Annotated in this window: 18 protein-coding genes; 5 read left to right on the top strand and 13 right to left on the bottom strand. The window is 47.4% G+C overall.

Annotated elements, in window-relative coordinates; all coding sequences use genetic code 11:
* Positions 1-15: 15 nt before the first annotated feature.
* From C8N47_RS12275 to C8N47_RS12265, 3 genes are read right to left on the bottom strand one after another with little or no spacing between them, the layout of a single operon-like run.
* Complete coding sequence (locus C8N47_RS12275) at positions 16-1,461, bottom strand: pyridoxal-dependent decarboxylase (RefSeq protein WP_211316124.1); 1,446 nt, start codon at positions 1,459-1,461, stop codon at positions 16-18.
* Positions 1,462-1,473: 12 nt separating this feature from the next.
* Positions 1,474-1,755 (bottom strand): acylphosphatase, encoded by a 282-nt coding sequence (locus C8N47_RS12270; protein ID WP_211316123.1) that lies wholly within the window; start codon positions 1,753-1,755, stop codon positions 1,474-1,476.
* A complete protein-coding gene (locus tag C8N47_RS12265; RefSeq protein WP_107822858.1) occupies positions 1,752-2,132 on the bottom strand; it encodes a hypothetical protein in 381 nt (126 codons plus the stop codon). The genes C8N47_RS12270 and C8N47_RS12265 overlap by 4 nt, the downstream gene beginning before the upstream one ends.
* 205 nt (positions 2,133-2,337) lie before the next feature.
* Between C8N47_RS12265 and C8N47_RS12260 the strand changes: the two genes are divergently transcribed.
* A complete protein-coding gene (locus C8N47_RS12260; protein WP_107822857.1) occupies positions 2,338-2,586 on the top strand; it encodes a hypothetical protein in 249 nt (82 codons plus the stop codon).
* Positions 2,587-2,601: 15 nt separating this feature from the next.
* Here the strand turns inward: C8N47_RS12260 and C8N47_RS12255 are convergent, their stop codons facing one another.
* On the bottom strand, positions 2,602-3,624 hold the full coding sequence (locus C8N47_RS12255) for an FAD:protein FMN transferase (RefSeq protein ID WP_107822856.1): 1,023 nt from the start codon (positions 3,622-3,624) through the stop codon (positions 2,602-2,604).
* Between the two features lie 165 nt (positions 3,625-3,789).
* On the opposite strand from C8N47_RS12255, the gene C8N47_RS12250 reads away from it, so the two are divergent.
* The 3 genes from C8N47_RS12250 to C8N47_RS12235 all read left to right on the top strand — a co-directional run bounded on the left by C8N47_RS12250 (position 3,790) and on the right by C8N47_RS12235 (position 8,423).
* The gene (locus C8N47_RS12250; protein ID WP_107822855.1) at positions 3,790-5,100 is read left to right on the top strand and encodes a sensor histidine kinase; all 1,311 of its coding nucleotides are present in this window, start codon (positions 3,790-3,792) and stop codon (positions 5,098-5,100) included.
* A 77-nt stretch (positions 5,101-5,177) separates the two neighbouring features.
* Positions 5,178-5,888, top strand: coding sequence for a YebC/PmpR family DNA-binding transcriptional regulator (locus C8N47_RS12245; protein ID WP_107822854.1), 711 nt, complete (start codon positions 5,178-5,180; stop codon positions 5,886-5,888).
* 831 nt (positions 5,889-6,719) lie between these two features.
* A complete protein-coding gene (locus tag C8N47_RS12235; RefSeq protein ID WP_107822852.1) occupies positions 6,720-8,423 on the top strand; it encodes a L,D-transpeptidase family protein in 1,704 nt (567 codons plus the stop codon).
* Between the two features lie 169 nt (positions 8,424-8,592).
* Here the strand turns inward: C8N47_RS12235 and C8N47_RS12230 are convergent, their stop codons facing one another.
* From C8N47_RS12230 to C8N47_RS12195, 8 genes are all read right to left on the bottom strand, one after another.
* Positions 8,593-9,192: a murein L,D-transpeptidase catalytic domain family protein gene (locus C8N47_RS12230; RefSeq protein ID WP_211316122.1), complete on the bottom strand. Its 600-nt coding sequence runs from the start codon at positions 9,190-9,192 to the stop codon at positions 8,593-8,595.
* A gap of 380 nt (positions 9,193-9,572) precedes the next feature.
* Positions 9,573-10,814, bottom strand: coding sequence for a hypothetical protein (locus tag C8N47_RS12225; protein ID WP_107822851.1), 1,242 nt, complete (start codon positions 10,812-10,814; stop codon positions 9,573-9,575).
* A gap of 904 nt (positions 10,815-11,718) precedes the next feature.
* Positions 11,719-12,990, bottom strand: coding sequence for an NADH:ubiquinone reductase (Na(+)-transporting) subunit F (nqrF, locus tag C8N47_RS12220; protein WP_107822850.1), 1,272 nt, complete (start codon positions 12,988-12,990; stop codon positions 11,719-11,721).
* Positions 12,991-13,008: 18 nt separating this feature from the next.
* Positions 13,009-13,626 (bottom strand): NADH:ubiquinone reductase (Na(+)-transporting) subunit E, encoded by a 618-nt coding sequence (gene nqrE / locus C8N47_RS12215; RefSeq protein ID WP_107822849.1) that lies wholly within the window; start codon positions 13,624-13,626, stop codon positions 13,009-13,011.
* A 26-nt stretch (positions 13,627-13,652) separates the two neighbouring features.
* A complete protein-coding gene (locus tag C8N47_RS12210) occupies positions 13,653-14,303 on the bottom strand; it encodes an NADH:ubiquinone reductase (Na(+)-transporting) subunit D (RefSeq protein WP_107822848.1) in 651 nt (216 codons plus the stop codon).
* Positions 14,304-14,309: 6 nt separating this feature from the next.
* Positions 14,310-15,005 carry an NADH:ubiquinone reductase (Na(+)-transporting) subunit C gene (gene nqrC, locus C8N47_RS12205; protein WP_107822847.1) on the bottom strand — a complete coding sequence of 232 codons (696 nt, stop codon included), beginning with the start codon at positions 15,003-15,005 and terminating at the stop codon, positions 14,310-14,312.
* 18 nt (positions 15,006-15,023) lie between these two features.
* Complete coding sequence (locus tag C8N47_RS12200; protein WP_107822846.1) at positions 15,024-16,187, bottom strand: NADH:ubiquinone reductase (Na(+)-transporting) subunit B; 1,164 nt, start codon at positions 16,185-16,187, stop codon at positions 15,024-15,026.
* Between the two features lie 25 nt (positions 16,188-16,212).
* Positions 16,213-17,565: a Na(+)-translocating NADH-quinone reductase subunit A gene (locus C8N47_RS12195; protein WP_107822845.1), complete on the bottom strand. Its 1,353-nt coding sequence runs from the start codon at positions 17,563-17,565 to the stop codon at positions 16,213-16,215.
* A 194-nt stretch (positions 17,566-17,759) separates the two neighbouring features.
* On the opposite strand from C8N47_RS12195, the gene C8N47_RS12190 reads away from it, so the two are divergent.
* A complete protein-coding gene (locus C8N47_RS12190) occupies positions 17,760-19,046 on the top strand; it encodes a type IX secretion system plug protein (RefSeq protein ID WP_170111381.1) in 1,287 nt (428 codons plus the stop codon).
* Here C8N47_RS12190 and C8N47_RS12185 read toward each other — a convergent pair.
* Positions 19,043-21,127, bottom strand: coding sequence for a sensor histidine kinase (locus tag C8N47_RS12185; protein WP_107822843.1), 2,085 nt, complete (start codon positions 21,125-21,127; stop codon positions 19,043-19,045). The genes C8N47_RS12190 and C8N47_RS12185 overlap by 4 nt on opposite strands.
* Positions 21,128-21,151: the final 24 nt, after the last annotated feature.

The following is a 21,151-nucleotide window of genomic DNA, read 5'->3' as shown; positions in this document are numbered from 1 at the left end:
CTGGCTGGTCAGCGATTAATTGTTTTCCGGAGGCAAAGGTAATGTTTTTGCCTGTTGCGTAATTAGCTGCCAGGCATCTTTCAGGTGTCGCAGCTCGGTTTGTGTCTGCCCAATACTCATACGCAGCCAAAACTGCTCATTTAAAACAGTATGGGTGAAAAATAACCGACCAGTCCGGTTGATGGTGTCCATCAACTGTTTATTGAAGGTATTGCCGGCTTTATGACGAAAGCACACCAGGTTGAAGGGCGGTTGGTTAAGCAGCTCAAAGTCATCGGACGATTGGACCATCGCCACAAACTCGCCTGTCAGTTCAAGGTGCTGGCGGATGTGATGGCGCAAACCTTCGGCGCCGAAATGACGCAGCACAAACCAAAGTTTCAGCGATCGAAAGCGCCTTCCCAGCTGAATATGCCAGTCGCGATAGTCGATCACCGCCCCTTGCTCGGTGGCTTCGTTCTTCAGATATTCGGGCAGGATGCTGAGCGTTTTGATTAAGGCGGCTTTGTCGGCCACCCAAAAGCAGTCGCAGTCGAAATTGGTAAACAGCCACTTGTGCGGGTTGAAGGCGTAGCTGTCGGCCAGTTCCAGCCCGTCAAAGTAGTGGCGGTAGTCGGGAAGTAGCGCCGCCGAGCCAGCCATGGCCGCATCAACGTGCAGCCAGAGATCGTATTTTTGACAGATTTCGCCAATTCGCCGAACGGGATCCACCGCGTTGGAGGAGGTGGTACCAATGGTGGCGCATACAAAGAAGGGTTTCATGCCTGCTGCCAAGTCCTGCACGATCTGCTTTTCCAGTTCCAGCGGATCCATGGCAAAGCGCGGGTCGACAGCTATTTTGCGCAGCCTGTCGGTTCCCAGTCCCATTATTTTCACGCCCTTCTCGAGCGACGAATGCGTTTGTGTCGATATATAAGCCACCAGACCTGCCGTGTCGCCGGTTTGGTGGCTCCGGTAGTTGGTTTTGCGTTCGCGGGCAGCCAGTAAGGCAGCCAGTGCTGCGCTCGAAGCCGTATCCTGAATGACGCCACCTCCGCTGTCGGTACTTTTAAAGTGCTCCGGCAAACCCATTAAATCAACCAGCCAGTCCATCACGCGGGTTTCCAGTTCGGTGCAGGCAGGGCTGGTGGCCCACAACATGCCCTGAACGCCCAGCCCGGACGAAAGTAAGTCGCCCAAAATAGAAGGAAAGGAACTGTTTGATTGGAAATAGGCGAAAAAATTGGGCGATTGCCAGTGCGTTATCCCGGGCATGATAATTCGATCAACATCTGCCATAATATCGCTCATCGATTCGCCCTGCTCCGGTGCTTGCTCCGGTAGTTGACAACTGATGTCGCCCGGCTGAACCTGCGAAAGAACCGGGTATTTTTCAATTTGTTCGTAATAGTCGGCTATCCAGTCGATCATTTTTTTCCCATTCTCCCGGAATTCATCCGGAGTCATCTGATAGCTTTTCATGTTAATCTTGTTTCAATATTTAATGTAAAAGGATGGGTAGTTGGCCAGCTCGGGCAGTTCTGATTTGAAAATGCGGTCGACACGGCTGTAGCCGTTGCCCGCTTTCAGCTCTGCAATAAAGCGGGCGATGGTCTCCGGATGACCTTCAACCTCGATCTCCACGCTGCCATCCATCTTGTTGCGCACCCAGCCGCTCAGTTTTAGCTCAAGCGCTTTGTGTCGGCTGAAAGAACGAAAGCCGACGCCTTGAACCCGCCCAACCAGGATGATATGGATCCGTTTGCTGGAACTCACCGGCTTTGGATATTAGGAGCTGCCGACCCGAACAGATCGATTGTTTCGGGTTGAACAAGTGCCCAGATCGCATAAATGCCCAGGGCTGTTCCAAAAGGAAAGTTCAGGATGTTCAGCGCCGACAGGATGATGGTCAGAATACGCGCCCATTCCTGGTATTTCAACAGTCCCCAGCCGGCAATAATGCCCGGAACAGAGCAAACTGCCATAACCGTGGCCACGACTGTGGCTACAATCGATAAGATGGCCACGACCTCCGAATCATCAATGAACTGACCAATGAGGTTGAGTGTCAGAAATAAAACGAGAGCACCAATGATACCAAGAATGCTGAAAACCAGATAAAGGATGCCGATGATTTTAACATGTGAATCCATAGCGAAATTTATTGACGGGCACCATAGGCCCCGAATTGGTTGCTTAAAAATACGAAGATCTTTTTGATATTAAGCAGAAGGGGCATCCGTTTTGCGGTGCCCAAAAAACAATAAGTCGCTAAATTTGTTTTTATTAACGCTATGCGGAAGGGAAAAACCAAAGCTTTTAGTTAATTTCGCCCACGAAAAGAGAAGGAGAAGAATTATGAATTTTGTTGTTGTTTTATTGTTTGCCGTGCTTTTAATGGCTGTTGCTTTTGCCGGCCTGGCCATCAAAATTTTGACTGAAAAGAAAGGTGAATTTCCTAATTTGCACATTGGAGCCAACCCGCACATGAAAGAGCGAGGCATTACCTGTGCACAAACCTTCGATAAAATAGAACAGGCACAGGCCCGTAAAGAATTGCGATTTAAAGAGCTGAGCCTGATCAAAGAAGAGCCGGGAAGTTGCTGATATTTCCCCGGCCATTTATTGCTGAACGTTGAATTCTTCCTTAATCAACGATTTGAACCCCTCGGAAAAGTAGCTTCTGTATTTCCCGTCTTCATCGGCATAGATGAAGTAGACTTCAATTTCGGGAACTTGGCTGGCAATCTCGATCGACTTATCCAGCCCCAGAACCATGAAGGCTGTTGCAAATGCATCGGCAGTCATGCAGCTGTCGGCCAGTACGGTAGTGCTTAAAAGACTGTGCTGTACCGGGTAGCCGGTGTGGGGATCGATGGTGTGCGCGTATTTTTTGCCATCTTCAACATAGAAATTGCGGTAGTTGCCCGAGGTGGCCAGCGCTTTGTTCGATAGCCCTACAATGGCTTGCATTTGTTGTTCTTTGAAGAAGCTGTTCTCGTCGGGAGTGCTGATGCCGATGTTCCAGCTTTCACCTTTGGGATTCACCCCACGGGTAACCACTTCACCGCCAATCTCCACCATATAGTTTTTGCAGCCTTGCCCGCGCAGATAGGCCGCCACCACATCAACACCGTAGCCCTTGGCAATAGCACTGCAATCCAGCATGGTATTGGGATGCTCTTTCACGATCTTTCCGTCGATGAGTTTGACTTTTTGGTAGCCAACGAGCGCTTTCAGCGAGTCAATAAGCGCTTCGGTAACATTTTCTTTATTTTTAAAACCAAAGCCCCACACATTGACCATTGGCGCCACTGTGATGTCGAAAGCCCCATCTGTGATTTCCGAAACTTTCTCTGCTTTCTTAAAAACAGTGGTGAAATAGCGATCCAGCACCGTGTCGCGGTTGCTGTTTACTTTCGAGATGACCGAATTCGGGTCGTAGGTCGACAGCGATTGGTTGAAGTGATCCAGTTCCGCTTTCACCCCTTCATGCAGATCTTCTCCTTGTGGACTTTCATAACTGAGGTGGTAGATCGTACCAAAAATCATCCCTTCGTTATGCACGTAGCGGGATTTCGACTGGCAGGACGTGAGTATTGTAATAAACAATAAAAGTGCGGAGGCGGATCTGGTGTACATCATCTTTTTGAATTTTGTTGGCACAAAGATAGGTTAAAATCGCGCTTGTTGATGATCTGACGAACCTTAATGCTTTTGGGGGAGCCGATGCAATTTGTATGTTTCGGGCTTTTAATTATTTTCGGCCTTTCAAAATGGTTTTCAGTGTAAACCAAATGTGTGCGTCTTATGAATGACAATTTCCCAAAGCGGTTGGTGGATGGAACCCGGAGAGTTGTTTGTGGAAACTTTGAGGAAGGAACATTTGAGCAGCGGTTAATCATAATTGGCTGTCTGACTCTATCGTTGGTGACAGCTGTTGCAACGGTGACTAATTTTGCAACCGGCCTGTATAATATGGGCTGGGTTACTTTGGTGTTTTGCCTTGTCACGCTGAGTTTTTTTACAACTGCTCGCAGGGGGCTGTTTCCCCGGTGGCTTGTGCCGGCAATCTTTGTGGGCGCGGTTCTGTTTTCCAATTTGCTGTGGTATTTCAACTATGGCTCTAAGGGGCCGACGCTGATCGTGATTACCGGCGTCTATGTGTTTTATATTCTGATCTCGAAGCGAGGAACTTATCTGCTACCCATCAGTCTGTTTCTGTTGAATATGCTGGGGCTTTTCCTGATTGAATATCATTTTCCGCACTTGTTAGGCGACTATGAGTCGGATCAGCTGCGCAGTTTCGATATGTATTTGGGAACCGCTTTTGCAATGATTTTGATTTTCCTGGCGACCTTGTCGGTGAAGCGGAATTATGAATTGCAGTACCTGCGAGCCCGGTCGTCGGATCAGTTGAAGACGGCTTTCCTGGCGAACCTGTCGCACGAAGTACGGACTCCGCTGAACGTAATATCGGGGTTTACTTCGGTGATCCCCGAAATGGATTACCAAAAGGAGGATATGCAGAAGATCCATCAGATCATTCATTACAACGGCATACAGCTGGTGAATTTGGTGGAAGATATGATCGATCTGTCGAAGCTTGAAGTTGATCAGCTGGAATTGTTCCCGGAGCCGGTGGATTTGCGGGAAATGTTCGACGAATTGAACGATAATTTCAGGAGCTATGCCGCCACGGAGCAGAAAAGGCAGCTCGATTTTCAATACCAGCTGGCGCTGAATAATCCGGTTGTATGGGCCGACAGAAACCGCCTTTCGCAGGTCTTGCGGCATCTGATCAAGAATGCGATGCATTTCTCGGATCGCGGCTCCATCTGTTTTGGTTGCCGCGAGGAAGCCGCCGACATTGTGTTTTTTGTGAAGGATCAGGGGCGAGGTATTAAGCCCGAATACGAAGCCTTTATCTTCGACTCGTTTGTGAAATGTCCCAGCAGCGAAACGACCATCGAACGCGGACTGGGCATGGGGCTGTATTTGAGCAAACGAATCGTTGCCTTGATGGGCGGAAAGATGTGGTTCCAATCGCAACATCAAAAGGGATCTGAATTCTATTTCTCCATCCCCCGAAAGCAAGTGCCTGAAAATGATTTTCGTTGAAAAGCATACAGGCTAGAAAGTATTTTTTTACTTTTGTGCCATCAAAAATTTACGTATCATCTAAATAAAATATTACCGTGGGAAGAGCATTTGAATATCGCCGGGCCGCCAAAGAAAAGCGTTGGGGCCACATGTCCCGGATTTTTCCGAAATTATCAAGGGCTATTACAATGGCCGCAAAAGAAGGCGGACAAGATCCGGATATGAATGCGAAATTGCGTACTGCCATCCAGAACGCAAAAGCCCAAAATATGCCGAAGGATAACATCGACTCGGCCATCAAACGGGCGGCAGGTAAAGATGCCTCCGATTTCTCGGAGGTCAATTACGAAGGTAAAGGACCACATGGCGTATTGGTTTTTGTGGAATGTGCAACCGACAATACAACCCGTACCGTAGCCAATGTGAAGTCGTATTTCAATAAATCAGGTGGCAGTATGGTGCCAACAGGTTCATTGGAGTTCATGTTTGCACGCAAAGCTGTTTTCGAGTTCGAAAAAACGGATGCCATCGATATCGAAGAGATGGAGCTGGAGCTGATTGATGCCGGTCTGGAAGAAATTGAAGTGGAAGAGGACATGGTTTATGTGACAGGCGATTATACAAGCTTTGGGACGCTTTCGAAAGCCCTGGAAGATAAACAGATCGACGTTAAGAAAGCGGTGCTGAAGCGTATCCCGACAACGCCGGTTGAATTTACCGACGAACAGCTGGAAGACATCGAGAAATTACTCGATAAAATTGAAGAAGACGACGATGTGCAACACGTGTTTACAAACATCGCCTAAACAAGTTTCAATACATCGCTTTGCCTGATGTTCATCGGCAAACAAGTAGTAGGGAGGAGCGGGTCAAATCAATATTGAATTTGATCCGCTCCTTCTTTTTTCTGCGAAAGTCTCTTCGGGTGATGTGCCTGCCTGCGGTAGGCCGGGTTTCCAAACCGCATCGGGGATGCCTTGATTTGCGATTGAGTTTGAATCAGGAGCAAAGCCTCATTCTGTAGCAAACCGGTATTGATGGGCCTTACCCCAAACCGAGCTGTTTTTCACTCCTACTTTTGCTCAATTTGAATCTTTTGTCCTACCGGACGGGTTTTCATTTTTCAGCAATGGCTTTAGCCATTCAATACCGATTAGCTTCAAAAGTGTCGCATCCAATCACTTCGTTTCAATGCTCCTTTTTCAGTCTATCGGCATTATACCATCCTATTTCAGAGTATAAATTTAGCCTGTGCAACGGTATAATTTGGGTAGCACAAACGATAACACGAAGATTGTCCCCTCCCGTACGGGACGAAATTTTACCCACGCAAATGCCAAAGCTACCCAAATTGCATCCCTCCGGGATTGCAGGAAGCTTTTTGTTTGATTTCGGCCTCTTAAAAATAGGCCAACTGATTCCAGACTTTTTGGCATTGATCGAACGGCTTTCTTGCTTGTTGATGGCGTTTAGAACGACAACTTTTGACAACAACGACAACCCGAGAACTTCTAATACCCGATCACCAAAAATCTTCCACTTCCATCCTTGTTGGCGATTCTCCGGCACACGCTTGTGTTTGCGTTGGCGAATGCGTAATTTGTAGCAAGCATGGCGGCTATTAATACACTTTACTGATGAATGCACTGCTCCATATCCTGGTTTTTGCGGTTCTGATGTTTTCGGGAATGCCGAAGCTGTATGCCTACAGGGCCGATAGCACGAATGTAAGGGCTCACCGGCAAATTTATCGCAATCAGGAGCAGATCAGCCTGGCGATTCAGGAGGCGTTGGCGCAGGCGGCAGCCGGCAAGGAATTACAGTTTGGAGATGAGCTGATTTCGGCAGAAGAAATATTGCCCGAATTTTACCGGAAACGTGCCTATAAACCGGCGTGGTCTGATTTTTCAACTTTGCTTGATGCGGCGCAGGCTTTAAACCATTCGTGGGAAGATGGCCTGACCCCGACAGATTATCATGCACCCACAATTCAAGCTGTGGCCCATGATCTCCAGGGGATGCTTGGTGGCGATTATATCGATTATCAGGCTGTTGCCCGTTTCGATATTCTGGTGACTGATGCGGTACTCCTTTACGCTTACCATCTGCTCGAGGGGAAAGTCAATCCGGAGTCGCTGGATCAAAAGTGGAACTACAGCTCGCGCGATCTGGAAGAGGGCGTGCCCGCCAAGCTGGAACAAGCGATTGCCGCCAAGGACGTTGCGGGAAGTCTTGCTCGCCTGCGCCCACGGCTGGAAATCTACCAGGCGTATCGTGAGCTGCTGCAGCATTATGCGAAAGAGAAGGACACCGTAGCGTGGCAAACTGTTGGCGGCACACGCTGGCTGGAAGCAGGAGACCAGGACAGCGCCGTGCTCCAAATCCGCAAACGCTTGCAGCAAACAGGCCAGCTGTCGGCCGATACGCAGAGCCTATTTTATGATGATGCGCTGGTGGCTGACGTCGTCCGCTTTCAGCAGGCAAACGGATTGACGCCCGATGGTGTTGTGGGTCCTCAAACACGCGAAGCACTCAATCAGTCGGCTGATTTTCTCCTGGGCAAAATCCGCGTCAATATGGAACGGGTACGCTGGGTGGTATCCAATCTCAGCGACTGTTATATTGTAGTCAATATTCCGGCTTTTAAAATTTATTACGTCGATGGTACAAAGCTGCGCTATACGTCCAGGGTTCAGGTAGGAAGGCCTTACACCAGAACACCGGTGTTTAAATCGCGGCTGGAGTACGTTGAATTTAATCCGCCCTGGATTGTCCCGCGCTCGATTATCCGAACGAGCATTCTGCCTGAACTGAAAAAGGACCCGGCCTATTTGAGCAAAAATCATTTCGATCTGTTGGATCGGGCAGGGAAAAAGTTGAATCCGGCAACCATCGATTTTAGTCAAGCTAGCTTGGCCAGCTTTCCCTATGTTGTCCGTCAGCGCCCGGGCGCCTGGAATGCGCTGGGACTTGTCAAATTGACCTTCCCGAACAAATATTCAGTTTTTATGCACGACACACCGTCGAAAAAACTGTTCGGCGAGAGTCAACGAGCTTTTAGCCACGGCTGCATTCGTATTCAAAACCCGCTGGCACTGGCTGCTGTCTTGCTCGAAGGAACGGACTATGACCGGGCTCGAATCGACACCATCCTGCAATCGGGACAAACTATCCGCGCCTATCCGGCCAAACAGGTCGATGTGATGGTGTTGTATTGGACTATTGGCTATGACGAAACCGGCAAGCTGATTTTCTATCCCGATATTTACCGGCGCGATGAACCCGTACTCCGTCAGTTGGACGCTAAAAGCCAGCCGCGTTTCAACGAAAAGGCCTTTTAAGCATCAAAACACGCGAAGCTTGTGGAGCCGGTTTTTGAGCAGCACCATTAGCGATGAAAGTTGGGAATTTTCGGATATCCTGTTGTCAGTCGTTGTCAGCCCGAACATGAGCAAAGTCACTTGACGACCTGGCGGCGTGGCGCCTCTGCGTATCGGTATTCCTGAAAAATCAGGCGGTAGTAGCATTGGTGTAGATGTACAGGCAGGTGCCGTTTTTGATGCAATCAATAATGTCTTTGTTCAGCTTGTCGGGCAGGGCCGGGCACCCCCAGCTTCGTCCTAAGCGCCCCGTGCTTTGGATAAACTGCTCCGACACATAGGCGGCCGAATGCATGACAATGGCACGTTGGCGGGCATGATCGTTGACTCCCTTCTCGAGGCCGTCCAGTCGCAGCGAGTAACCATGCTTACCCTGATAAGTTTCAGCTGTGGCATAAAAGCCGGGGCTGCTTTTCAACGACTGTGGCTTGTTCGAAAATTGGGTGGCATAATCCATCCCCGAATTTTTGCCATGGGCAACTAAGCTTTCGAATAAGACTTTATTCTGCGATAAATCAAGTACAAATAGTCGTTTTTCAGTCGAAGGGCGGCTGTAGTCGATGATGGTCAGTACTTTTTTATTGTTGAAGTGAAACTGGTCGAGGCCTTTTACTGCCCGGGCAAATACCGGGTAGGGTAATCTGTTATTCAGTTTCAAGGCCGAATACTGCACAAATAAGCTATCTGCATTGGCCGCAGCAGCAAGCCGGTCCTGCCGGTTTTCCGACATCGGTGGTAGGATCAAAATCCCAATAAAAACAATCGAAAATAAAGTGAAAAAAAGTATCCCTCTGCGCATATCCATTACAATTGCCACAAAACTAGTGAATTAATATTGATATGCGATAGGGTAGCGTGTTAATAATTTTAAAATTCTCGGTCAATTCATATCCCGATCATAAACGGATTTCAGGTTGAAAATAAGCGAAATGACAGGCTGTTCGGACAAAACGGCTTTTCGGGAGATCAGAAAGGATGACAGCATATTTCCTGCTTTGTCCATGATCACCGGTGAGTCCTGATTTATTTTCTGAAAAAAGCTCGCCACGATAGCTTTCCTTCGTTGGCGCTTATTCATTCTTCGGGCTTGGAGATACAGCTATTTGGCCGTTATTTTATTTTTAAAATGATGTTGTCTGTTGTGTCATAGGCATCCGATATTGTGTAGTTTGATGCGAGGCTAAATTCAAATTCGTTTGCACTGTCAACGCACCATTGTTTATCCAGAAATACATAGAACGACGTGGTGCCTCGAACAGCATAATTGTTTGTCTGCGCGAATGAAACAAACGAATTGTCTGTTTTTTTTATCATTGCTTCGTCGCGGCCAACAAATACGTCGTCAACCTCGGAGGGGGTCCATAGGATGAAGTTTGTCGACAGACCGGAACTGTTGTCTTCGAGAAAATCGGCGATATTACCGCTGGTGCTAACTTTGATGCAAACATAGTTCTCCGTGGCTAAGGCCGAAACAGTTCTGAAGTCGGATCCGGGAATACCTGCCGGACTATTGTCGTTGGCCGGATCGCTCAATAGCAGTTTAAACTCGGGGATCGCCGCTGTATTAAGCAAGCTGAAGGGGACTAGTCCTAAATCGGAGTTGATTGATCCCGACAGAACCATCTCGTCGTGAATGGTCGCGTTAAGTGTTTTCCCTCCGGCGTTGTAACTAATGTCATTAAACAGCAGGCTTGCTGCGATGCACTCGGCTCCGAAATCGTAAGAACGATATGTTCCTCCAAAATCAAAGTAGCAATTTCCACCTTTGGTTATGGCGCATACTTTGGTATGTGGGCGCAGACTGAATATTGCTTCACCGGTATAAACGGCTACCGGATTGTCCGATGTGCTTTTTAGGACTGTTCCGTGCAATGGATTTTCCCCGGAGGTTGGGGCGCTCGTTGTTTGTACAAAAGCCGGAGCCTTGATGCTGTCGATAGCAGGATTCCCTCCGTTGGCATCAACCGAAAACCAAAAAGTGGAATTGTTGGTGCCGTTAAATTGTAACTTGTTTATCGCACTGTTTAGCGTCGGACTTTGGTTAACGGTAAAGCTTTCTTTTTGGTCATCAATCCATAAGGTTGCCGTGGTGCTTTGGTCGATCGCGATTGTCAGCATACCGCTAATTCCAAAATAATCAGGCGTGGCGGCTGCATCGGCAGCGATGTAACTTCCGCCGGCAATCATGGCAACGTAGGTGCCGTAGTTCGAATGATCATACTCTTCCGATCCTCCCTGTGTTGGTAGTTCAGTTGGATTGACATCTTCTCCTGCGATATCATCGTCATCTTTTCCGCAACTGAAGAGTAGGGCAAAGATGAGTACTACGAATGTTAATAGTCTTGTTGTCATCTCTAAATACGTTTATCGGTTTTCTGTTTGTTTACGAAATTGGGGATAATCCGCTTCAATTTCCGATAGCCAATTTGCCGCTCTTCGTTTTGCCGGGACGAGAAAGTTGATAAAAGCAGGTCAGCCGGACCACAACTCCTCCTCATTAATGGATAGTCACCTCGTTCGCTCACTTATACCACGGGTGGAGATTTTTTCGGTGAAAGTCTCTTTGGGTGATGCGCCCGCCTGCGGTAGGCAGGGTTTCCAATCCGCATCGGGGATGCCTTCAATGGTGATTCAGCTCGAACCTGAAGCAAAAGCTCATTTTGTAACAAACCGGTATTGATGGGCCTTACCCCAACCCTTGCTGTTTTTCTCTCCTACTTTTGATCAACGCGGATCTTTTGTCCTACCGGACGGGTTTTCATTTTTCAGCAATGGCTTTAGCCATGCAATACCGATTAGCTTCAAAAGTGTCGCATCCTATTACTTCGTTCCAATGCTCCTTTTTCAGTCTATCGGCATTATACCGTCCTATTTCATAGCATAAATTAGCCTTCAAAACGGTATAATTTGGGTAGCACCAAAGGCAACACAACAGACTCTCCCGTCCCGTACGGGACGGAATTTTCCTCTGTAGTCGTTCAGCTACCCAAATAGCATCCCTCCGGGATTGCAGGAAGCTTTCCGTTTGATTCCGGCCATGATAAAACCAGGCCAACCGGTTCCCAATTTTTTCCCATTGATCAGAAGACCTTCTTGCAGGTTGATGATCTGGTGGAGGATAAGCCAACAACCGGACAGCTGAAAATCCTCGGACTTCATCCCTGTTGGATATTCCCGCGGTATCAGTTGGGTTTTCGTAAACGAAAAAGAGCTGCCCTGATGAGCAGCTCTTTTTGAATAGGTAATATTTTCGGGATTAGCTTCCGAAGTCGTCGAACAGGACGTTTTCGTCGGGAACTCCCAGATCGTAAAGCATTTTCTGAACCGCAGAGTTCATCATTGGCGGACCACACATATAGTAGTCAATCTCTTCCGGTTCTTCGTGTTGTCTCAGGTAGTTGTCGTAAATTACCTGGTGAACGAAGCCTGTTTTGTATTGAACATCAGCTTTATCAGCTTCCGGATCGGGTTTGTCCAAGGCCAGGTGGAAGGTGAAATTCGGGAAGTTTTTCTCGATTTCTTTGAATTGTTCGTAGTAGAACACTTCCTTCCATGAGCGTGCTCCGTACCAGAAAGTCACGTTTTTCTTGGTTTCTTTCACGGTGTGGAACAGGTGGAACAAGTGAGAGCGCATAGGCGCCATACCGGCACCACCACCGATAAACATCATTTCGCTATCGTTATTTTTCAGGAAGAACTCACCGAAAGGACCAGAGATGGTTACTTTATCACCCGGCTTGCGCGAGAAGATAAAAGACGAACAAACCCCCGGATTTACTTTCTTGAAGCCACCGTTTACCCGGTCGAACGGAGGTGTGGCAATACGGATGTTCAACATGATGATGTTTCCTTCGGCAGGGTGGTTGGCCATTGAATAAGCACGGAAGGTTGGTTCCGGGTTTTTCATCTTCAGGTCAAACATATTAAACTGCTCCCATTCCGAACGGAATTTCTCATCGATGTCCATATCTTTAAAATCGACATCAATTTTAGGTACGTCGATCTGAATATAACCACCCGATTTGAAGTCCAGTGTTTCGCCTTCCGGCAATTTCACTACAAACTCCTTGATGAAAGTGGCCACGTTGCGGTTGGAAACCACTTCGCATTCCCATTTTTTCACCCCAAGAACTTCCTGGTGGATGTGAACTTTCATGTCTTCTTTCACCTTCACCTGGCAACCTAAACGCCAGTTGTCGGCCTGCTCTTTACGGGTAAAGAAACCAGTTTCGGTAGGCAGGATGGAACCACCACCTTCAGTAACCTGACAACGGCACATTCCGCAAGTACCACCACCACCACAGGCTGACGGCAAAATAACTTTGTTGTTGCTTAGTGTTGATAGCAGGGTGTTTCCCGGGTCTGTCTCAATCTCCATATAACCATCGTTCAGGTCAACCTTAACTTTTCCTGATGGAGTCAGTTTCTTTTTAACAAACAACAGGATTGAAACCAACAGGATGATCACCAAAAGGAAGATGACCACGCTGGTAACAACAACTGTTGATTGTGCTGCTAATAATATCATATTCTCAGTTTTTACGAATTACAGTTTAATACCCATGAATCCCATGAATGCCAGCCCCATCAGGCCGGTAACGATGAAGGTAATACCTAGTCCGCGGAGCGGAGCCGGAATTTGAGAGTATTTAATTTTCTCACGAATAGCTGCAATACCCACAATTGCCAGGAACCAGCCAATGCCGGAACCCAAGCCGTAAGTAGTAGCCTCGGCAATGTTGTTGAAAGCTTTTTGCTGCATGAACAACGATCCCCCAAGGATGGCACAGTTTACGGCAATCAACGGCAGGAAGATCCCCAGCTGAGTATACAATACCGGAGCAAATTTTTCAACAATCATCTCAACCAGCTGTACCATTGACGCGATAACAGCGATGAACATGATGAAGGATAAGAAACTCAGGTCTACATCAGCAAATTGAGCGCCTAACCAGCTTAGTGCTCCTTCTTTCAATACGTAGTTTTCAAGCAGGTAGTCAACCGGCAGGGTAATGGCCAACACGAAGATGACGGCAGCGCCCAAACCGGTAGCGGTCTTCACCGATTTTGAAACAGCAAGGTAAGAACACATACCCAGGAAGTACGCGAATACCATGTTTTCAATGAAGATCGACTTGACGAATATATTAATCAAATTTTCCATATCGTATCTTAAATTGAATTTCAGATTTAGTCTTCAATTAATTTCCGGTTTTTACTGCGTTGCACCCAGATGATCACCCCAACAGTAATCAGGGCCATCGGAGGCAGAATCATCATCCCGTTGTTGGAGTAGAAGCCACCGTTGGCGATGTACCAGCTTTCGGGGATGAGTTTGTAGCCAAACAAGCTACCCGAACCCAGCAACTCGCGGAAGAAACCGATGATCACCAGTATCATTCCGTAACCGGCACCGTTACCAATACCGTCCAAAAGCGAAGGCCAGGGTTTGTTGCCCAGTGCAAAGGCTTCCAGGCGTCCCATCAGGATACAGTTGGTGATAATCAACCCGACGAATACCGATAGCTGCTTGCTCACGTCGTAAACGAAAGCTTTCAGTACCTGGTCGACCAAAATTACCAGAGCAGCAATGACAACCAGCTGAACGATGATCCGGATCCGGTTAGGGATGGTGTTACGCAAAAGCGAGATAATCACGTTTGCAAAAGCCAGCACAGCTGTTACCGAGATGGCCATCACGATGGCTGGTTTCAACTGAGCAGTCACCGCCAAGGCCGAACAAATCCCCAACACCTGAACGGTAATCGGGTTGTCGCTGTTGAGCGGATTGGTCAACAGACCAATATTTTTCTTTGAAAATAATGCTTCTTTATCGCTCATCGTCTTTTAGTTTTTCTGGTTGAAAAATGCTTTATAGGCACCCAGGTCGTCTTCGACCATTGTTTGCAGACCTTTAGAGGTAATGGTACCCCCCGAAATCGCATCTACTTTGTGTTCAGCAGGTGCTGTTTCGTTTGATTTGGCAACAACGATTGAATAGAATTTTCCGTCTTCATCGAAGATGGTTTTGCCTTTAAATTGTTCCTGGAATGCTTTGGTGGCGATCTCGGCACCCAATCCCGGTGTTTCTCCCTGGTGGTCGAATGTTGCACCGTAAATGGTGTTCATATCGCTTTCAACAGAGATGTATCCCCAGATTGGCCCCCACAGGCCAGCACCGTAAAGTGGTAAAATGTATTTAATACCACCATCAATATTACATTCGAAAACCGGTAATTGGCGGTCTTCTACTTTTTTCGCACGTTCTTTCTTTAAGTCAACTGTAAAGGCATCTCCCTCAAGAGTTTCACCTTTGGCGTTGACGATGTATGAGTTCACAATTTTCTCGCTGTAAATCTGTTCGGCATCGGCAGCTGTCGCTGCAATGTTTACAGAAGCCAGAATATTCTGTTTTTTCTCAATTTCAACATTCTTTGCTTGATAGGGCTTCAGATTGAATGCTGCAAACGAAAGGATTGCGGCAACCAAAATAACCATTACCGAGGCATATATAAATGTATAAACATTACTATTCCTGTCCATTATCGTAGTCTTTGTAGGTTAAACATTTACTTTTGCCCGTTTCATCCGACGACTGATGTTGCCTTCAACAACATAGTGGTCAATCAGAGGTGCAAAGGTGTTCATTAATAGAATAGCCAACATCATACCTTCGGGGTAAGCCGGGTTCACCACGCGGATCAGGATGGCTAGCAAACCAATCAGGAATCCGTAGATCCATTTTCCTTTCACGGTTTGAGCCGCCGATACCGGATCGGTTGCCATAAAGATGGCACCAAAGGCAAAACCGCCGATAATCAGGTGATCGTAAAAGGGAAGTGCCATATAGCTGTTGTCGCCGGCGAAAATGTTCAAAAGAAGACCCATGAACAAACCTCCCAACACCGTTGATACCATGATTCTCCAGCTACCGATTCCGGTAACGATCAGTACCAGGGCACCAATTAGGATGGCAATGGTTGAAGTCTCACCAATTGATCCGGGGATTAAGCCCAAAAAGGCGTTCCAGGTGTTTAATGCGTCAGTGTGTCCTGCGGCAGCCAGTGCCATCGGTGTAGCTCCGGTGAAACCGTCAACGGCTTTATCAATGCCCGAGGCAGAGATCCAAACCGAGTCGCCCGACATTTGGCCGGGATAAGCAAAGAACAGGAATGCACGGGCTACCAACGCGGGGTTCCAGATGTTCATACCTGTACCGCCGAAAACTTCTTTACCGAAAATAACGGCAAAAGCAACAGCAATGGCAATCATCCAAAGTGGTGTGTTCACCGGCATAACCATCGGAATCAAAAGACCCGATACAAGGAAGCCTTCGTTTACCTCGTGGCCGCGGAACTGAGCAAAGATGAACTCAATACCCAAACCAACAACGTAGGATACAACAATGATGGGTAACACTTTCAGCAAACCAAACAGGAACAGATCGAAGAATGAAGCTGTTTCCAATTGGCCTAAAGCACCGAAATGTTGGTACCCCACGTTGTACATTCCAAAAAGTAAAGCCGGAACCAATGCCAGGACAACAATCCCCATGGTCCGTTTCAGGTCAATAAAGTCGTGGATATGTGTTCCCGACTTCGACGTATTCTTTGGTACAAAGAATAGCGTAAATAGCGCATCATGCGTGGAGTGTAGCCAATGGAATTTGGCACCCTTCTGTACATGAGGCTGCGTTTTTTCGAAAAAATTCTTTATCGCTTTCATTGAATTTCTTTTTTAAGGCAATCGTTTATCCCACTTCTACTACCATGGTGTCAAGTCCTTTGCGCAAAATCTCCTGAACTTTAATTTTTGAAGTACAGGCATATTCACATAGTGCAAGGTCTTCTTCAATCACCTCGTAAATACCCAATTGTTCCATTTTGTCGATATCGTTGGCCAGAATTGCTTTCAGCAAGTAGACCGGCAGAATATCCATGGGCAAGTATTTTTCATACTGGCCAGTCACGACAAATGCACGTTCTGCACCGTTCATGTTGGCGTCCAGTGTGTATGCTTTTTTCGGGAATAAACTTGAGAAGAAAGTTTTTGAAGCAGAGTATTTGTCAAATCCGGGAGCTGCCCAGCCCATAAATGCATAGTGCTCGCCTTCCGGAATTACGGTAATTTGCTGATCGGCGAATCCCAGGTAGTTGTCAGCTTCTACTTTTGTACCGGTCAGTACGTTGCCGCTGATGATACGCTCGGGATCGTTCTTTTTGGTTTTACCACCAACAATGGAGCTGATAAGGGCCCCGTGAATGGTTTGGTAATATTGAGGTGCTTTGACTTCGGAACCTGCTAAGGCGATTGTTCGGCTGAAATCAACCTGTCCGGTTTCGAATAAGCGTCCCATATAAGCCAAAGCCTGAATGCTGGTTGTCCAAACAACTTCTCCTTTATTAACCGGAGCTGTTTTGTGGATTTGAATACCAACATTACCTGCAGGGTGCGGACCTGAGAAACTGTTGGTTTCAACATTTTTCAACCCGCTGAAAATGCTGTTTGATACTTTTCCCGGCAGACCAAGGTAAACTTTTCCATCGGTTAATTTCGCCAACGCGTTGATCCCAGTTTGAATGCTGGCGATCTGGTCTTTGAAAATGAACTCATAATCAGGAGCTAACGGGCTTGAGTCGAATCCTGAAATGAAAATGTTCTTGGGTTGATCACTCGGCTTGGCAATTGTCCCGTAAGGACGCTGTTTGATAAACGGCCAAAGTCCACTGTTTAAGAGTTGTGCAACAATCTCTTCTTTGCTAAGCTTGGCAGGATCCGCCTTTGTGAAACTCGCAAACTCGTTTTTGCCGTCGGCTTCAACAATCACTTCCAGAATCTTACGACGCTCGCCGCGGTTAATGGTCTTTACCGTACCACTAACCGGAGATGTGAAGAAAATTTCCGGATTGTATTTGTCGAAGAACAGGGCATCGCCAGCTTTCACTTGGGCATCAACTTTCACACTTAATTTTGGAGTTAAGCCAGGAAAATCGGTTGGCTTAAGGGCAACGGTTGCAGGAGCCGATGCGTTCGCTGTGGTCGCTTGCGCAGCACCTTCCAACCGGATATCCAATCCGCGTTTTAGTTTAAAATGCTTTGACATTGTAATCCCTTGTTGTTTTGATTTAATGGGTAGCAAAAGTAATTATTATTGAAAACTTTTCACAATCTTTGTCTGGAAACCTGGGCTTTTGAAACGGTTGATTAACAATTATTCTGTCGTTTTATAACTGTATGTTTAACTGTTCGTCCACCATCGGTTGAAAGCCTTTCTTTATCATCGATTTTAAAATGAAAATGTTCCGGAATTGTTTTTTTCTATCGCTCATTTCGATCGTTATTTTTTCATTAAATTCTCGGGCACAGGCTGCCTTCGACCAGGTATACCGAAACCAGGTTTTTATTCCCGATATCCATTCGGTGCAGTTGTTCTCGTCCGGCAGTGTGCTGTCGATGCCTGTTTTATCGCTGGGGACCGATGAGCAGCTGGTCCTGAAATTTGACGATTTGTCGGGCCAGGTGAAGAATTATAACTATACCATCCTGCATTGCGATGCCGACTGGCGGGAGTCCTTTGTGATGCAGTCGGAATACCTGGATGGCTTTGCCGAAAACCCGCTCGACGATTATGCCCTGAGCTTCAACACGTCTATGGATTATGTGAACTATCAGCTTGCCATTCCCAATCAACAGGTCCGTTTGAACTACTCGGGGAATTATATCCTCTTGGTTTATGAGGGAAACGATCGCGAACACCCGGTGTTGAGCCGTCGCTTTTTTGTGCTCGATCAGCAGGTTGCAGTGCAGGGACAGGTGAAAAAGGCAACCTTCGATCCTTTTCAGGGCGACAACCAGGAGGTTGACTTCTCGGTGTTGCACCGACAGCTGAAAATTGAGGATCCCTTTAGCGAGATTCGGGTGGTGGTGATGAAAAACAGGCGCTGGGACTCGGCCATCCGCGACCTGAAACCCATTTTTGTGCGGGATAATGAGCTGGTGTACGATTACGATGAGCAGAATGTGTTTCCCGGAGGGAACGAGTTTCGTTATTTCGATATGCGATCGTGGAAATATACCGGTGAGAATGTCGATGAGATTGGCTTTTATCAGGCTTATTATCATGTTCGCGTGATGCCGGATGAAATTCGGTCGAACAAAAAATATTTCGAATACCAGGAAATGAACGGCAACTTCACCGTCGAAAGTCAGGACCGTATTCAGGATCCCGACACGGAATGCGATTACGCCTTTGTGCACTTCAGCCTGGCTGTGCCGGTGCCCCTGGTGGGCGGAACGGTGCATGTTTTCGGAGCCCTCACCAACTGGACGACCGGCAAAGGAACGGCTATGAGCTGGGATGCCGCGCACAAACAATACGATTTAACCCTCTTGTTGAAGCAGGGCTACTATAACTACGAGTATGTGTATGTGCCCGAGGGAGCCACCGTGGCCGACGAAACGGTGCTCGAGGGGAGCCATTTCGAAACCGAGAACGATTATCAGATCTTTGTTTATTATAAAGGGATTTCCGATCGTTACGAGCAGTTGGTTGGCTTTACGCAGTTGAACTCACGCTCGTTTTAGCGGACGACGGTGAGCAGGCCATCGCCATTTTCGAAGGGAATGCTGAATGAAAAGCTGGAGCCCTGATTGATCGCCGACTGAACATCAATATTGCCGCCCAAAACATGAGCGTAATGTTGTGCAATGGCCAGACCAAGGCCGGTGCCCTCGTATTTGCGGCTTTTCTTATGATCGATCTGGTGAAAGCGGTCGAAGATGCGTTCCAGGTTCTGCTCGTCGATGCCAATGCCCGTGTCGCGGACAAAAAATTTCAGCCGGTCGTTGCCCTCCATCCGATAGCCAAACTCAACTTCCCCGTCGGTGGTGAACTTGATGGCGTTGTCGATTAATTTTTTCAGGATCTCGGTGAGCAGCTGGCGGTCGGTCGACACGCCAAACTTGGGGTTGGCATTTTCGTTATTCAGCTTCAGCTTGATGGGCTTACCGGCCACATCGATGCTGTATTCCCGAAACAGATCGACCATTAAATCGTTGATCTTGCAAAAGCCTTTGTGCATCACCACTTGGTTGCTTTCAATTTTCGAGATGCTGATCATGTCATTAATCATCTCCATGAGTAAGCGCCCGTTGTTAACGATAATCTCAATAAATTTGCCCCGTTCGTCATCGTCAAAATCGGGGGAGCCCAGCATCCGCGAGAAACCAATGATGGCATTCATGGGCGTGCGTATTTCATGCGATATGTTGGCCAAAAAGGCCGATTTCAGCTGGTCGGCCTCTTCTGCTTTTTGTTTGGCTTGCTCCAGCCGTATTTCGGCCAGCTTGCGTTTGGTAATGTCGCGGGCAATGGTAATTACCGAGTTGTCGTCGAGTTTGGCAATGCGCATCTCAAACATGGCCGTACCTTTATTCACCTCCAGCGCATATTCAATCGTCTCAATCGAGTCGAAGCGAATGGCATCCTGAATATACTGGTAGATTTTCCGCGACATCTTTTCCGAGAAACCAACCTCGAAAATTGAATTGCCAATAATGTCTTCCCGGTCAATTTCGAGTTGTTCCGAGTCCTTAATCACAAAATCGACATACACCCCGTCCTTGTCGATAATGAAAAACAGGTCGGGAATAGCTTCCAGTAAAACCTGAAAGCGTTTGCGGCTTTCCTTTAAACTGTATATCGCGTTTTGCTTATTGGTGATGTCGTAAAATACGCAGGCTATCAGATCTTTGGTTGGCATCACGGTGGTCAGCTCAAACCATTTGTCCAGATGCGGCAGGTGTAGCTCCATCTGGCGCTTCCTGGAGTGTAGTAGGAAATAATTCCAGTTGAAGCTGTTTTTAAAAAGCTTCGGGAAGATTACATCAATATCCACATGGCGTATTTCGCGCATCGATACCCGAAAGGTAGCCTCGAAGGCTTTATTGGCCTTAACCACCGACAGGTTGACCGGGTTGCCCAGTTCGTCGCGGTTTATTTGAAGAAGCAGATAGCCCTGCGGAAGTTGCTTTTCAAACTGCTGTATACGCGTTTCGGTATCGGCCAGTTGGGTGATCAGCAGCTTCATGTGATGGCCGTAAGTCCAAGCCGTTACAAAGCAGATGATGAACCCAATGGTTAACACAATCACCGGATTCAGGATATATTCTGTCGGGTTCCAGTAAAGCTGCCCCAGTAGTTCGGTTCTGTTGGCTTGCACTATATGCAGTACCAGGGCTCCAAGCCATACCAGGTAGAACAGGAAGAGTTTTCGGCGGTTGTTGCTTTGAAACAACAGTAGCACTAAGCCTGCAATGCCGGTCCATAGGGTGAACTGAATGGTATGATGGATTGGCATGATGGCCTGATCGGGCGATATATAATAAAAGTAAGCCGGAATTACCCAAAGAAAAATGCTGTTGATCGCCAGACGTGTCTTCCGAATGTAGAGCAGATACAAACCGACAACCGAGATGGCCATCAGGCTGACGTCGCCAGGGGTGCATACATATTTTAGTTTCCCCGAAAGCCCCATCGTCAGGCTGTACAAGCCAAAGAGACTTGTCGCTAAAAACACCAGAAACAAACCGAGTGTTTTGCGGTTGGTATCATTGGCTTTTACGGATAGTTTGTCGGCAATCAGGTTGAAAATTGGCACTGGCATGAATGAAAAAAAAAGTTTTGGATA

This window comes from Mangrovibacterium marinum, from assembly GCF_003046625.1.
In the GTDB taxonomy this organism is placed as follows: Bacteria; Bacteroidota; Bacteroidia; order Bacteroidales; family Prolixibacteraceae; genus Mangrovibacterium; species Mangrovibacterium marinum.
The sequence above is the reverse complement of the archived record's forward strand: the minus strand, read 5'-3'. Positions and strand labels throughout refer to the sequence as shown.

What these genes read in the sequence shown, in the direction of transcription:
- C8N47_RS12235 (WP_107822852.1), top strand. Translation starts at nt 6,720, where the DNA reads ATGAATGCACTGCTCCATATCCTGGTTTTTGCGGTTCTGATGTTTTCG.
- C8N47_RS12250 (WP_107822855.1), top strand. Translation starts at nt 3,790, where the DNA reads ATGAATGACAATTTCCCAAAGCGGTTGGTGGATGGAACCCGGAGAGTT.
- C8N47_RS12210 (WP_107822848.1), bottom strand. Translation starts at nt 14,303, where the DNA reads ATGAGCGATAAAGAAGCATTATTTTCAAAGAAAAATATTGGTCTGTTG.
- nqrC (WP_107822847.1), bottom strand. Translation starts at nt 15,005, where the DNA reads ATGGACAGGAATAGTAATGTTTATACATTTATATATGCCTCGGTAATG.
- C8N47_RS12190 (WP_170111381.1), top strand. Translation starts at nt 17,760, where the DNA reads ATGTTCCGGAATTGTTTTTTTCTATCGCTCATTTCGATCGTTATTTTT.
- C8N47_RS12260 (WP_107822857.1), top strand. Translation starts at nt 2,338, where the DNA reads ATGAATTTTGTTGTTGTTTTATTGTTTGCCGTGCTTTTAATGGCTGTT.
- C8N47_RS12185 (WP_107822843.1), bottom strand. Translation starts at nt 21,127, where the DNA reads ATGCCAGTGCCAATTTTCAACCTGATTGCCGACAAACTATCCGTAAAA.
- C8N47_RS12230 (WP_211316122.1), bottom strand. Translation starts at nt 9,192, where the DNA reads ATGTCGGAAAACCGGCAGGACCGGCTTGCTGCTGCGGCCAATGCAGAT.
- C8N47_RS12275 (WP_211316124.1), bottom strand. Translation starts at nt 1,461, where the DNA reads ATGAAAAGCTATCAGATGACTCCGGATGAATTCCGGGAGAATGGGAAA.
- C8N47_RS12255 (WP_107822856.1), bottom strand. Translation starts at nt 3,624, where the DNA reads ATGATGTACACCAGATCCGCCTCCGCACTTTTATTGTTTATTACAATA.
- C8N47_RS12225 (WP_107822851.1), bottom strand. Translation starts at nt 10,814, where the DNA reads ATGACAACAAGACTATTAACATTCGTAGTACTCATCTTTGCCCTACTC.
- C8N47_RS12265 (WP_107822858.1), bottom strand. Translation starts at nt 2,132, where the DNA reads ATGGATTCACATGTTAAAATCATCGGCATCCTTTATCTGGTTTTCAGC.
- C8N47_RS12200 (WP_107822846.1), bottom strand. Translation starts at nt 16,187, where the DNA reads ATGAAAGCGATAAAGAATTTTTTCGAAAAAACGCAGCCTCATGTACAG.
- C8N47_RS12195 (WP_107822845.1), bottom strand. Translation starts at nt 17,565, where the DNA reads ATGTCAAAGCATTTTAAACTAAAACGCGGATTGGATATCCGGTTGGAA.
- nqrE (WP_107822849.1), bottom strand. Translation starts at nt 13,626, where the DNA reads ATGGAAAATTTGATTAATATATTCGTCAAGTCGATCTTCATTGAAAAC.
- nqrF (WP_107822850.1), bottom strand. Translation starts at nt 12,990, where the DNA reads ATGATATTATTAGCAGCACAATCAACAGTTGTTGTTACCAGCGTGGTC.